At 71.9% G+C, this 12740-nt stretch carries 13 protein-coding genes and 2 pseudogenes; 5 read left to right on the top strand and 10 right to left on the bottom strand.

The genetic code is table 11. From position 1 onward, the window contains the following. Positions 1-57 precede the first annotated feature (57 nt). Positions 58-1053, top strand: a complete 996-nt coding sequence (locus OHB41_RS15845) for a small ribosomal subunit Rsm22 family protein (RefSeq protein WP_266698815.1) — start codon at positions 58-60, stop codon at positions 1051-1053. A 59-nt stretch (positions 1054-1112) separates the two neighbouring features. On the opposite strand, the gene ddaH is transcribed toward OHB41_RS15845, so the two are convergent. Beyond that, positions 1113-1970, bottom strand: coding sequence for a dimethylargininase (gene ddaH, locus OHB41_RS15840; RefSeq protein ID WP_266698813.1), 858 nt, complete (start codon positions 1968-1970; stop codon positions 1113-1115). A gap of 140 nt (positions 1971-2110) precedes the next feature. Between ddaH and OHB41_RS15835 the strand changes: the two genes are divergently transcribed. Next, positions 2111-2758: a TetR/AcrR family transcriptional regulator gene (locus OHB41_RS15835; RefSeq protein WP_266698812.1), complete on the top strand. Its 648-nt coding sequence runs from the start codon at positions 2111-2113 to the stop codon at positions 2756-2758. A 198-nt stretch (positions 2759-2956) separates the two neighbouring features. Next, complete coding sequence (locus OHB41_RS15830; RefSeq protein WP_266698811.1) at positions 2957-3685, top strand: bifunctional DNA primase/polymerase; 729 nt, start codon at positions 2957-2959, stop codon at positions 3683-3685. Positions 3686-3748: 63 nt separating this feature from the next. On the opposite strand, the gene OHB41_RS15825 is transcribed toward OHB41_RS15830, so the two are convergent. The 5 genes and pseudogenes from OHB41_RS15825 to OHB41_RS52620 form a co-directional block, all read right to left on the bottom strand. Beyond that, positions 3749-4801, bottom strand: a complete 1053-nt coding sequence (locus OHB41_RS15825; protein WP_266698810.1) for an SCO2278 family lipoprotein — start codon at positions 4799-4801, stop codon at positions 3749-3751. After that, on the bottom strand, positions 4758-5633 hold the full coding sequence (gene efeU / locus OHB41_RS15820; protein ID WP_266698808.1) for an iron uptake transporter permease EfeU: 876 nt from the start codon (positions 5631-5633) through the stop codon (positions 4758-4760). Before efeU ends, OHB41_RS15825 begins: the two co-directional genes overlap by 44 nt. Before the next feature lie 3 nt (positions 5634-5636). Beyond that, complete coding sequence (gene efeB / locus OHB41_RS15815; protein ID WP_266698807.1) at positions 5637-6902, bottom strand: iron uptake transporter deferrochelatase/peroxidase subunit; 1266 nt, start codon at positions 6900-6902, stop codon at positions 5637-5639. Between the two features lie 11 nt (positions 6903-6913). Further along, positions 6914-8062 (bottom strand): iron uptake system protein EfeO, encoded by a 1149-nt coding sequence (gene efeO, locus OHB41_RS15810; protein WP_266698805.1) that lies wholly within the window; start codon positions 8060-8062, stop codon positions 6914-6916. A 350-nt stretch (positions 8063-8412) separates the two neighbouring features. Further along, positions 8413-8553: pseudogene (locus OHB41_RS52620) on the bottom strand (iron ABC transporter permease); the annotation flags it as partial. Positions 8554-8728: 175 nt separating this feature from the next. Here OHB41_RS52620 and OHB41_RS15800 point away from each other — a divergent pair. Next, on the top strand, positions 8729-9373 hold the full coding sequence (locus tag OHB41_RS15800; RefSeq protein WP_266698803.1) for a PhzF family phenazine biosynthesis protein: 645 nt from the start codon (positions 8729-8731) through the stop codon (positions 9371-9373). Between the two features lie 32 nt (positions 9374-9405). Here OHB41_RS15800 and OHB41_RS15795 read toward each other — a convergent pair whose 3' ends face one another. Both OHB41_RS15795 and map read right to left on the bottom strand, forming a co-directional pair. After that, on the bottom strand, positions 9406-10053 hold the full coding sequence (locus OHB41_RS15795) for a biliverdin-producing heme oxygenase (RefSeq protein ID WP_266698801.1): 648 nt from the start codon (positions 10051-10053) through the stop codon (positions 9406-9408). Positions 10054-10290: 237 nt separating this feature from the next. Continuing rightward, complete coding sequence (map, locus tag OHB41_RS15790) at positions 10291-11148, bottom strand: type I methionyl aminopeptidase (protein ID WP_266698800.1); 858 nt, start codon at positions 11146-11148, stop codon at positions 10291-10293. A gap of 59 nt (positions 11149-11207) precedes the next feature. Between map and OHB41_RS15785 the strand changes: the two genes are divergently transcribed. After that, on the top strand, positions 11208-11438 hold the full coding sequence (locus OHB41_RS15785; protein WP_266698798.1) for a hypothetical protein: 231 nt from the start codon (positions 11208-11210) through the stop codon (positions 11436-11438). A 233-nt stretch (positions 11439-11671) separates the two neighbouring features. Here OHB41_RS15785 and OHB41_RS52615 read toward each other — a convergent pair. Then, positions 11672-11986 (bottom strand): annotated as a pseudogene (locus OHB41_RS52615) (hypothetical protein); the annotation flags it as partial. Between the two features lie 90 nt (positions 11987-12076). Beyond that, the gene (locus OHB41_RS15775) at positions 12077-12679 is read right to left on the bottom strand and encodes a hypothetical protein (RefSeq protein WP_266698797.1); all 603 of its coding nucleotides are present in this window, start codon (positions 12677-12679) and stop codon (positions 12077-12079) included. Between the last annotated feature and the right edge of the window lie 61 nt (positions 12680-12740).

The raw sequence follows: 12740 nt of genomic DNA, 5'->3' as shown, positions 1-12740 counted from the left end.
TAGGGGCGGCGGGGGCGAGAATACGGGCGGGTCGCTCCACCCCCGTAGAATCACCGCGTGAACGCCCCCGCACCCCCCGCCGACACCCTGCGCACCGCCCTCGCGGGTCTGCTCGACGGGCTGCCGCCGAAGGCCGCCGCCCAGGCCGTCGAGCGGCTGATCGCGAACTACCGGGGGACCACCCCGACCCACGCACCGATCCTCCGCGACCGCTCGGACGTCGTCGCGTACGCCGCCTACCGGATGCCGGCGACGTTCGAGGCGGTGCGCGCCGCGCTGGAGGCGTTCGCGGACGCGGTGCCGGCGTGGGCACCGACGAGCCACGTGGACATCGGCGGCGGCACGGGCGCCGCGACCTGGGCGGTGAACGCCACCTGGCCGGGCGCACGCCCCGTGACCGTGCTCGACTGGGCCGAGCCCGCTCTCGCGCTGGGCCGCGAGATCGCCGCCACGAACCCGGAGCTGAAGCCCGCGGAGTGGCACCGCACCCGCATCGGAGCGGCGCTCACACTCGAGAGCACCGATCTCGTGACGGTGTCCTACGTCCTCGGTGAACTCACCGCCGCCGACCGCGTCTCCGTGGTGACGGCCGCGGCCGCCGCGGCCGCCTCCGTCGTGATCATCGAGCCGGGCACGCCCGACGGATACGCTCGGGTGATCGAGGCCCGCGACCGTCTGATCGACGCCGGGTTCCGCGTCGCCGCGCCCTGTCCGCACAGTGCGGCCTGCCCCATCGTGCCCGGCGAGGACTGGTGCCACTTCTCCGCCAGGGTCAGCCGTTCCTCCCTCCACCGGCAGGTCAAGGGCGGCTCTTTGGCGTACGAGGACGAGAAGTTCAGCTACGTCGCCGCCACCCGCCTCCCGGCGGACCCGGCCTCCTCCCGCGTGGTGCGCAAGCCGCAGATCCGCAAGGGGCAGGTGCTGCTCGACCTGTGCGGCCCGGACGAGTCCCTGCACCGCGAGACGGTGACCAAGCGCCACGGGCCGCTCTACCGCGCGGCCCGGGACGCGGACTGGGGCGACCCCTGGCCGCCCCCGGCCGACGAGGACTGACACCCGGTACGTTCACGGCCGCGCGGTCTCCCGCCTCACCGCCTCACCGCCTCACCGCCTCACCTCAGTTCCTGCGTGCAGCACTTCACGCTGCCGCCGCCCTTGAGGAGTTCACTCAGATCGATGCCGATGGGCTCGAACCCCCGGTCGCGGAGCGGCTCGAGGAGCCCGGTCGCGGCCTGCGGCAGCAGCACGTGCAGGCCGTCCGAGACCCCGTTCAGGCCGAACGCGGCCGCGTCCTCGTCGGTGGCGGTCAACGCGTCGGGGATCAGCCGGCGCAGCACCTCGCGGCTTCCGGGAGAGAACGCGGGCGGGTAGTACATGATCTCGTCCGTGGCGTCGTCGAGGACGGTGAGGGCCGTGTCGAGGTGGTAGTAACGGGGATCGACCAGGTCGAGCCCGAGCACCGGGCGGCCGAAGTACTCCTGGGCCTCACCGTGCGAGAGCGGGCTCGCCCGGAAGCCGCGCCCGGCGAGCAGGTACGAGGCGGTGACCGCGAAGTCGCCCTCGCCCTCGTTGACGTGCACCGGCTCGCGCACGGACGGGAAGCCGTGGGCGCGGAACCACTCCAGGTGCACCGCCGCCTCCGCCTCCCGCTCCCGGTGCGCGAAGCGCGCGCCCAGCACCCGGCCGTCCACGACCGTCGCCCCGTTCGCGGCGAAGACCATGTCCGGCAGGCCGCGGCGCGGGACGAGCTCCTCGACCGTGTGGCCCAGTGAGCGGTAGCGGTCCCGCAGGTCCTCCCACTGGGCGACGGCGAGCGCCCCGTCGACCGGCTTGGCCGGGTCCATCCAGGGATTGATGGTGTAGGTGACGGCGAAGTGCTCGGGCGGGCACATCAGATAGCGCCGGGGTGTGGCGCTGCGCAGAGGGTGCAAGGAGCGCTCCTCACGTACCGCGGGGCAGATGATGCCCATGGTGCGCCGGGAGACACCGTCCGGCTCGGTGGCGAACGGGTGGTCCGCCCGCGGGCCGCCCCCGGACCCCCTCCGCACCCCACCCGTCAGGCCGAACGGCGGCGAGACGCCCCGTCTTGCCGACCTGTTAGGTTCGCCCCATGGACCCGACGTCTCCCCAGCCCGCCCCGCCCGCCGGCAGGTCCGCCCCCGACTCCTCGCGGCGCAGCGAGAAGTCCCGTCGCGCGATCTTCGACGCGGCCCTCGCCCTCGTCGGCGAGGTCGGCTACCCCCGGACCACGATCGAGGGCGTCGCCGCCCGCGCCGGCGTCGGCAAGCAGACGATCTACCGGTGGTGGCCCTCGAAGGCCGCGGTGCTCCTGGACGCCTTCACGGACCTCGCGGAGCGGTCCGCCCGGGAGGCGGGACAGGAGTCGTACGAGATCCCGGACACCGGCGACCTCGCCGCCGACCTCAAACGGGTCCTGCGCGGCACGGTCGACGAGCTGCTGAACCCCGCGTTCGAGGTCCCGTCGCGCGCCCTGGCCGCCGAGGGCCTGGTGAACGAAGCGCTCGGCGCCGAGTTCGTCGCCAAACTCCTCGAACCCCAGCTCCAGCTGTACGTGAAGCGGCTCAGGTCCGCCCAGGACGAAGGCGCCCTGCGGCCCGACCTCGACCCCCGGATCGCCCTGGAGCTCTTCGTCTCCCCGCTCGCCCAGCGCTGGCTCCAGCGCACCGGCCCGATTTCGTACGCGTACACGGACACCCTGGTCGACTACGCCCTGTACGGGCTCGCCCCACGGAGATAAATCACACCAAAGTGGTCCGTTCTGCCCGACTCCGGCCGGTGGAGCCCTGGTCCCACCCACCCCGGATGCGAGCTCTGTCCACCCGGGGCGCAGGATGGTGGGACCATAGGGCTTGTCGGATGCCGGTCGCGAAGGCGTCCGCCGGTACGACCGCATCGGCACGACCGCTGTCGGCACCACTGCTAGGCGAGGAGATTGATGAGCGCAGAGTTCGGCCGCCGCTCCGGCGCGCAGGGCAGGATCTCCCAGTGGCTGCGTGGTCGCCGTCCCAAGGAGATCGCCGACGACGGCGGGCGTGAAGCCCTGCTGCTCGCCGCTGCCGCCGCTGGGCTGCCGCTCGCGCAGGCCGCGTACCCCTCCGGCTACCGATGTTCCTGTGATCGCGTCGGCTGCCCCACCCCCGCGCGCCACCCCGTGTCCTTCGCCTGGCAGACCCAGTCCACGACCGACCGCGCCCAGATCGAGCGATGGGTACGGCACCAGCCGCAGGCCAACTTCATCACCGCCACCGGCATGGTGCACGACGTGCTCGACGTGCCGGTCGACGCGGGCCGCGAGGCCCTGGAGCGGCTGCTCTCCTCCGGCGTCGAGGTCGGACCCGTCGCCGAGAGCGGTGACGGACGCATGTTCTTCTTCACGCTCACCCGCGGTACGCCCGAGGACGAGGACGAGTGGTGGCCCTGCGAGCTGGACTCGCACCCCGAGACGACGGACGAACACCCCGGCCTGCGCTGGCACTGCCGTGGTTCCTACGTCCTCGTCCCGCCGGCCCAGCTCCCCGGTGAGCTGAGCGTCGACTGGCTGCGCGGCCCCGAGCACCCGCTCCCCGACCCGCTGACCCTGCTCGAGGCCCTGACGGACGCCTGCGCCCGCTACGTGGGGGAGAACGAGTCCGACCAGCTGGCCGCCTGGCCCCACCGCGGCTAGCAGCGGCTGGACACCGGCGCCACACCCGCCGGGCACCCCCGGCGGGTGTCACGGGCCGGGCCGTCAGCCGCCCTTCGCCGCCGTCAGACCCTCGACCCGGCCGAGCACCGTCACCCGCTGGTCCTGAGCACCCTTCGCCGGGTCCAGGGCCGCCTGGTTGGAGACGAACCCCAGGGTGAGGGACTGCTTGACGTCACCGGTCGTCAGGGCCTTGACGTCCGCGCTCTGCGCGGAAAGTTCGGTGCCCTGCGCGGCGGTCTGCTTCTCGTAGCGCTGCGTGGCGAAGAAGACCAGCGCCCCGCCGTCCGTGGTGCGCAGCCCGACCGGGGCGTAGTCGCCCGAAGTCAGCGGCTCGTCGATGTACTGCCGGGCGAGGCCGGGCCTGCTGGCGTTCCTGCCGCGCAGAGCCCGCCACTGCGAGGTGTGGACGCCCGGGGCGAAGGTCTCGCCGCCGCTCTTCAGATACGTCGCGTAGGACTGGCTCAGCTTCCCCGGACCCACGGCGAGGGCCGCGTCGTCCGGCGTGACCGGCTGCGCCCAACCGTCCTTGTCCTGCTGGAACTTCGGCACATCGGCGCCCGCCAGCACGGTCAGGTAGGAGGCCTGCCACACGTCGTTCGCACTGCCGCGCGTGAAGACGAGGAGCCAACGGCTGCCCGCCAGGCCCTTGTTGGCCGCGGTGTCCGCCACGAACCAGCGCGGCCAGCCCGCCTTCGCGGGTATGGCGAACTTCGCGTCGCTCAGCTCCAGCGGCGAGTACCCCGGGTTGCCGCCCGGGTTGTTCTGCCGGCCGGCCTTCAGCTTCGCGCCGTCGATGGCCCCGAGGGCGCCCGTGACGCGGTCCGCGTCCAGTGAACGGTCGTTGGCCTTGTCCGCCTTGTTGTACGCGGTGGTGAAGTCGCCGAGGGCGCGGGCGGCCTCGCCCCGTGTGGCCGCCGGGACGACCTCCCGCTCCCCGTGCACCACCACGCAGCCGCTCGCCGTCACGGACAGGACGGCCACCGCGCCCGTCGCCAGGGCGAAACGGTGGTGACCGCCAGGTCCGGGACGGCGAAGAGCCGCCCGTACGAGGCTAAGAAGTCTTCGAGGGCTGTGACCCGCGCGATCCCTGCTCATCAGGTACCTTCACCTTCCCCTTCCCGGAGGCGAACCCTACCGGGGCGAGGAAGATCGCGAGGGTCGGGACCAAGTAGAGCGCCCACACCGTGATCTGAACGACGGTCGGATCGGGCTGGAAGTTGAAGACGCCCTTGAGGAGGGTGCCGTACCAACTGTCCGGCGGGATCGCACCGCTGATGTCGAAGGCCAGGTTCCGCAGCCCGGGGATCCAGTCGGCTTCCTGCAGGTCGTGCACGCCGTACGCGATCACGCCCGCGGCGACCACCACCAGCATGCCGCCGGTCCAGGTGAAGAACCTGGCGAGGTTGATCCGCAGGGCGCCCCGGTAGAACAGCCAGCCGAGGAGCACCGCGGTCGCCAGGCCCAGGGCGACACCGATCAGCGGGCGTGGCGTGCCGTCGCTCGCCGCGTGCACCGACGCCCACACGAACAGCGCGGTCTCCAGGCCCTCCCGGCCGACGGCCAGGAACGCGGTCGCGACCAGCGCGCCGGTCCCCATCGCCAGCGCGGCGTCCAGCTTGCCGTGCAGCTCGGACTTCAGATGCCGGGCGGTGCGCCGCATCCAGAAGACCATCCAGGTCACCAGGCCCACAGCGACGATCGACAGCGAACCGCCGAGCGCCTCCTGCGCCTCGAACGTCATCTCCTGGGAGCCGAATTCGAGCGCGCAGCCGAAGCCGAGCGCCAGCAGGATCGCGACGGCGATGCCCGTCCAGATGGGCCGCAGGGCGTCCCTGCGGCCCGTCTTCACCAGGTAGGCGATGAGGATGCAGACGACGAGGCTGGCTTCCAGTCCCTCGCGCAGGCCGATCAGATAATTGCCGAACACCGGCTACGCCTCCTTGGCGAACAGCGTGCGCCCCCACCAGTCGTCCTTGTCGCGGACGCCGGGTGGGACGGCGAAGACCGCCGAACTCACGTGCTGGATGTACTCGTTGAGCGCGTCGGAGTGCGAGAGCCGGCGCTGCACGGGGATGAACCCCTTGCGCACGTCCCGCTGGTACGCGAGGAAGAACAGCCCCGCCTCCAGCCGGCCCAGACCGTCGGTGCCGTCCGTGAAGGAGTAGCCGCGGCGCAGCAGGGTGATCCCGTCGTTGGACTCGGGATGCGCGAGCCGGACGTGCGCGTCCGGCTTCATCGCCTTCAGGAACGGCTCGTCGCGCTCCTTGGCCTTGCCGGCCGGCGCGCCCTCGCCCTTGTCCCGGCCGAACACGTCCTCCTGCTCCTGCAGCGAGGTGCGGTCCCAGGTCTCGATGTTCATCCGGATACGGCGCGCCACGAGGTACGAGCCACCGGTCATCCAGTCCGCGCCGTCGCCCTCGCCGACCCACACGAACTTCTTCAGCCGCTCCGGCTCGGTGCCCGCGATGTTGCGGGTGCCGTCCTTGAAACCCATCAGGTTGCGGGGGGTCTGCGCGTCCGGCGTCGTCGACGAGGTCTTGCCGAAGCCGAGCTGCGACCAGCGGATGGCGACCTTGCCGAAACCGATCCGGGCCAGGTTGCGGATCGCGTGCACCGCGACCTGCGGGTCGTCCGCGCACGCCTGGATGCACAGGTCGCCGTTGCTGCGCGCCCCTTCCAGGTTGTCGCCCGGGAACGTCGGCAGGTCGACGAGCGCCTGCGGGCGCTGCCGCGCCAGGCCGAACTTCTCGAAGAGCGACGGCCCGAAGCCGATGGTCAGGGTGAGCCGGGACGGCTTGAGGCCCAGCGCCTCACCGGTGTCGTCCGGCGGCGCCTCGGCCAGGCCGCCGTAGGCGCCCTCGCCGACCGTGTGGCCGCCGGTCATACGGCGGGCGGCCGCCGTCCAGTCCTTGAGCATCTGGACGAACTCGGCGCGGTCGTCGGTCTTCACGTCGAACGCGGCGAAGTGCAGCCGGTCCTGGACCGGCGTGGCGATGCCCGCCTGGTGGGTTCCGTGGAAGGCGACGGCGGCGCCGGTCTCGGCGCCCGCCGGGTCCACGTCGTTGCCGGTACGGGTCATCGCCACCGCGCCGCCGGCCGCGGCGGCACCGAGCGCGAGCCCGGCACCGCCCCAGCCGATCAGTGAACGCCGCGACGGTGTGGGCCCGTCGGTGGATTCCGTGCTGTCCGTCGTCATGATCGCCTCGCCTACTTGACCACGGCCGCGGCGAGCTTGGAGAGGGGCTCGGCGAGCGCGTTGACCGCGTCCGAGAGCTCCTTGCGCTGGTCCTTGGTGACCTTGTCGTACGACACGAAGCCGTTCTGCTCCTTCTCCCGCGGATCGTCCGAGCGGTACTTGTCGAGCACCGTGTTCAGCGCCGCGAACTGCTTGTCGAGCTCGGTGGTCAGCGCCTTGTCGTTCTCCTGCGCGACCGGCTTGAGCAGCTCGTAAGACTTCTGCGCGCCGTCGACGTTGCCCTTGAAGTCACTGAGGTCGGTGTGCGAGTAGCGGTCCTCCTCGCCGGTGACCTTGCCGGTGGCGACCTCGTCGAGCAGTTCCTTGGCGCCGTTGGCCATGGAGGTCGGGGTGATCTCGGCCTTGCCGACCCGCTTCTGCCAGTCCTTCAGGTCGGTGACCAGCTGGTCGGCGAGGGTCTTCTGCTCGGCGCCGATCTTCTTGTCCGCCCAGAGGGACTTCTCCAGCGCGTGCCAGCCGGTCCACTTCTGGCCCTTCTCCAGGCCGTCGGCGCGGGTGTCGGTCTTGGGGTCGATGTCGCCGAAGGACTCGGCGATCGGCTCGGTGCTCTCCCAGCCCACGCGCGAGGGGGCGTAGGCCTGCTTGGCGGCCTCGATGTTCCCGGCCTTGACGGCGTCGGCGAACGTCTGCACCTTCGGGATCGTCGAGTCGGCCTGCTCCTGCGCGTATTCGCGGTAGGCGGCGACGGCCTTGTCCAGGCGCGGGTCGCGCCGGGCGGCCTTGCCACCGGTGACCGCGAGCTTCTGTCGGACGCCGTGGCCCTTCATGCCGGGGCGGCAGGCGATCTCGTAGGAGCCGGCCTTGACCTCGGCGGTCAGGGTGTACTTGGTGCCCGGGCCGATGTTCTCCTTCTCGGAGACGATCCGGTCGTCCGGGAAGAGGATCTCGACCTCGGTGGCCTGCGAGCCCTTGTTCTCTATCTTCAGCGTGACCTGGCCCGCCGGGACCGACTTCGCCGACGTGGTGCACTTCGAGTCGGCGGCGGTCACCTGGATCGCGTCGCCGTCCCGGGCTTCACTCTTCTCGGTGCAGCCCGTGACGGCGGCCAGAGCAGCCGCGGTGGCGGCGGCGGTGACAACTGAGAGTCGGACGGCTCGCATTCAGGCTCCAGGAGAACGAGGGGGACGAACGGCACGGACGGAACCGCGTTCGTATGGTGAGGCTGGCCTAACTTACCTGAGGCATACCTGAGTGCTACCCGCCCGTCCCGTGATTCAGCTCTCACGGTCGGCACACGGACACGGCTTGATCACGGTGGCTCAAAGCAGTCGCCACCCTGGGGTCAAAGAATGGTCAAGGGTCGCGGCCGGGGGGGCACCAGGACGGCGCCGGCCGTAGTCCGTTCTCCTTCTGGCTGTTGCGCAGGACCCGTCGCCGACAAGGAGGTTGGGCACGAGATTCCCGCGTACGCCGCGCCCCGCGCCCCCCCTCGCCCCGGCCGCCGCCGGGGGATGCCGGTGAGGATCGGCGTGACGACCTCCGTCCGGCCGCCCGAGCGCGACATCCCGTAGACGAGGAGCGCGGTGGCGAGACCCGTGACGAAGGCGGCGGCCGGGACCGTCCGGGTGCCGAGGAAGGACAGGCCGAGGCGTCGTCGTCGCGGTGCGCGGGCGGCGAGCTCTGGGCTGACGCCCGCAGCCGGGGTCGACGCCGGGGCCGAAGAGCGCAGCCGACGCCGGTCCCGACGTCGGCTGCGCGGCGGTCGTGACCGTCCGGCGGGTCCGGTCCGGAGGCGACCGTGGTTCCTGTGATGTTTCAATGCCCGCGTGACTGATTACGACGTGCTGCGGGTGTTCTGCGGACCCGACGGTGGATACGGCAACGAACTCGGTGTCGTGCGTGAGGGCTCGGTGCTGCCGGACCCCGACGACCGTCAGGCCCTCGCGGCCAAACTCGGTTTCAGCGAGACCGTCTTCGTCGACGACCCCGAGCGCGGCGTCGTCGACATCTACACCCCGACCCTGCGGCTGCCCTTCGCCGGGCATCCGTGCGTCGGGGTGGGATGGCTGCTCGACGTGCCCGAACTGGTCACACCCGCCGGAGTGGCGGGAGTCCGGCTGGACGGCGAGTTCAGCTGGATCGAGGCGCGGCCCGAGTGGGCGCCGCCCCGCACCCTGCGCCAGTACGCGTCGGCGGCCGAGGTGGACGGCCTTCCCGTGCCGCCGAAGGGCGAGTGGATCTACGCCTGGGCCTGGGAGGACGAATCCGCGGGACGGGTGCGCGCCCGCGCCTTCCCCGGCCGCGACGACGGGATCGAGGAGGACGAGGCGACCGGGGCGGCGGCCCTCCTGCTGACGGCCCGGCTCGGCCGCGCGCTCAACATCGTCCAGGGCGGGGGCTCCCAGATCCTCACGGCACCGCAGCCGGAGGGATGGGTGGAGATCGGCGGCCGGGTGTTCCTGGAACGCTGAGACGACCCGGCGGGCGGGCCCGTGCGCGAGGGTCAGGCGCTCAGCCGGAACTCCTCGTCCAGCGCTCCGAACACCGCCGTGTTCAGCGCGAACGCCCGCCTGCACTCCGCGATGATCCGCTGCCGCTCCAGGTCGTCCGCCGGGACCGCGTCCAGGAGTTCGCGGTAACCGCGCTTGAACGCGGCGGGGTTGGCGATGTCCTCGAAGACGTAGAAGCGGACTCCGTCGCCCTTCCGGGCGAAGCCCCAGGTGCGTTCGGCCCTGTCGCGGATGATCTGGCCGCCGGAGAGGTCGCCGAGGTAACGGGTGTAGTGGTGGGCGATGTACCCGCCGGACCACGCTCGGGCGCACTCCGCGACACGCGCCGCGTACGTCTCGGTGGCCGGGAGCGCCGTGAGCGTCGAGCGCCAGCCGGCGCCCCGCAGATGCGTCAGGTCCCGCTCCAGGGCTGCGCGGCGCAGCAGCGCGGGCTGGATGAACGGCCCGGCGACCGGATCGGCGGCCAGGGTCCCGGCGTCCGCCTCCAGGGCCTCGTACACGAACCACAGCTGCTCGGTGTAGCGCGCGTACGCGTCGACGCCGAGCCTTCCGCCGAGCAGGTCGCTCATGAACGTCGAGGTCTCCGCCTCCACGTGCTGCTCGTGCGAGGCGGTGCGGATGAGCGTCGAGAAAGGGTCCATGGGATCTCCGGGGCCGAGGGAACGAGAGCCATTCGGATTTTGTATGGTTAGGCTTACCTAAATCAACGGGTTGTCGACTCCCCGTCGGCAAAGTTTCCGACACGCTGTCGGTAAAACCGTACCCCGGATCCGGGCCGAGCCCACAGGTGAGGCCCGTGGGAGCGCGCACGCGAAAGCCCGCCCCGTCCGGCAGGACGGGGCGGGCTTCGGCGGGGGACGTACGTACGGGCGGGCGGGCTACGGCAGCGTCAGGATCTCCGCGCCGGTCTCCGTCACCACCAGGGTGTGCTCGAACTGGGCCGTCCGCCGGCGGTCCTTCGTCACGACCGTCCAGCCGTCGTCCCACAGGTCGTACTCGTGCGTGCCGAGCGTGAGCATCGGCTCGATCGTGAAGGTCATCCCAGGCTGGATGACGGTCGTGGCATGCGGGCTGTCGTAGTGCGGAACGATCAGTCCGGAGTGGAACGAGGAGTTGATCCCGTGCCCCGTGAAGTCCCGCACGACCCCGTACCCGAAGCGCTTGGCGTACGACTCGATGACGCGCCCGATGATGTTGATCTGGCGGCCGGGCTTGACGGCCCTGATCGCGCGGTCGAGGGACTCCCGGGTCCGCTCGACCAGCAGCCTCGACTCCTCGTCCACGTCGCCGACCAGGTACGTCGCGTTGTTGTCGCCGTGCACCCCGCCGATGTACGCGGTCACGTCGAGGTTGATGATGTCGCCGTCCCGCAGGACCGTGGAGTCGGGGATGCCGTGACAGATGACCTCGTTGAGGGAGGTGCACAGCGACTTGGGGAAACCGCGGTAGCCGAGGGTGGAGGGGTAGGCGCCGTGATCGCACATGTACGCGTGCGCGACGCGGTCCAGCTCGTCCGTGGTGACACCGGGCGCGATCAGCTTGGCGGCCTCCGCCATCGCCTGCGCGGCGATCCGGCCGGCGATCCGCATCGCCTCGATCGTCTCGGCGTTCTGCACCTCCGGACCGGTGTACGGCGTCGGGGCGGGCTTGCCCACATACTCGGGGCGCCTGATGTTTCCCGGGACGGGACGGGTGGGAGAGAGCTCTCCTGGTACGAGCAGCGACTGGCCAGACATGCCAGCGAGTCTAACCAGCGGGCATGGGGGCACTATGTCCGTGGCGAAAGGAGCAGGTCATGGCCCTCTTCAAGAAGCGGACCGTCGCGAAACCCGGCGAGTGGTACTACTGCCTCGTCCACCAGAAGGTCGAGGAGGGGCCCGACTGCCCTGCCAAGGACCGTTTCGGCCCCTACACCACCCGTGCGGAGGCCGAACACGCCATGGAGACCGCCCAGGAACGCAACCTGGAGTGGGAGACGGACCCCAAGTGGCACGACGCCCAGGGCCAGAATCCGGAGGACGACTGACCCCTGGTCCGGCCTCGTCGCCAGGCGCGGCCCCACCGGCGGGGCGACGGTTCAGGACGTCGCCCGAGCGCACCGGGCCGGTGACCGCCCGGCGGGACGCGGCAGTCCGGTCGGCCCCGGACCGGCGTCACCGTCCCGGTCCGGCGTCCCCCCATCCGACCACCGCCCCACCACCGTCGGGCCGCCTCGGCAAGGGGCCGTCCCGGACCCCTTCCGGGGCGTCGGAGGTCGCGGGGACCGGCCTCCACGGCGCCGATCGCGCCCACGGACCCGGTCAGCACCTTCATCTGCACCGGCAGCGCGACCAGGATCAGCGAGCTGCCGAAGTGGGTGATCAGCCCGGACGGCCACAGCCGCCGGAAGTCGGCGGAGGCCCACCAGGGCGCGAGATCGGGGAGCAGCGACCGTGCACGCGAGGCCCGTGCGTCAGGTGAGGCGTGCGCGTCCCGCGGGTCGCGCGAGTCGGGGGAGGAGTCGTCCGGGGGTGGTCCGACCCGGGTCGGCGGAGCCGGGGGCGCGGGGGCTTCTTCGGTCACGTGGGCGCTCATGGTGAACGGCCGCCTCCCGAGCGGCAACCACTTTTCCCCGCGGACGAAGGCCCGTACGCGGACAGGGCCCTGCGGGTCGGCGGGAGCCCCCTACCACCGTGCCGCGGGCGGGGCCGTCAGCTGGTCCGCGAGCCGGGAGAGCCGGTCGCGCAGCCGGCGGCGCCCCCGCTGCGAGGGCAGGGTGTTCTCCCCGGCCGCCGCGCTGACGAGGTGCTGGACGGTGTCGAGGTCGAGCTCGTGCTCCGGCGGCACGGTCAGGGCCTCGTGCGCCATCGCCCCCAGTTCACGGTCGCCGGCGTCGAGCGCGAGCACGGTCGCCCCGGCCCGCCGGGCGTCGTGGACCCGCTCCAGGAGCGGCGCCCCGGGGGCGGACGGCGCCACCACGAGCAGGGTCTCCCCACGGCGCGCGGCCTCGATGCGGCCGAGGCCCACGGCGAGGTGGGCCGGGTCCGAGGCCCGCGCCCCGTGCCGCACCAGCGTCGGTGACAGCTCCGGCGTGCCCGACCAGGCGGCCTCGTCCACCAGGTGCGCGGCCAGGTGCCACGGCTCGTACCGCGCCGTGCCCACGAGCAGCAACCCACCCCCGTACGACACCACGGACCCCCGCAGGGCCCCCGCGAACCGCCGGGTGGCCCCCGGCCACTCTGTCCCGGCCAGGACCTCGCGCAACAATGCGACCCGTACGGCATCCATGCGCACGCATCCTGCCGCAACCGACGACTCGTCAGGCGGAGTTCACCATGAATTCGCCCAA

This window comes from Streptomyces sp. NBC_01571, from assembly GCF_026339875.1.
GTDB lineage: Bacteria > Actinomycetota > Actinomycetes > Streptomycetales > Streptomycetaceae > Streptomyces.
The sequence above is the reverse complement of the archived record's forward strand: the minus strand, read 5'-3'. Positions and strand labels throughout refer to the sequence as shown.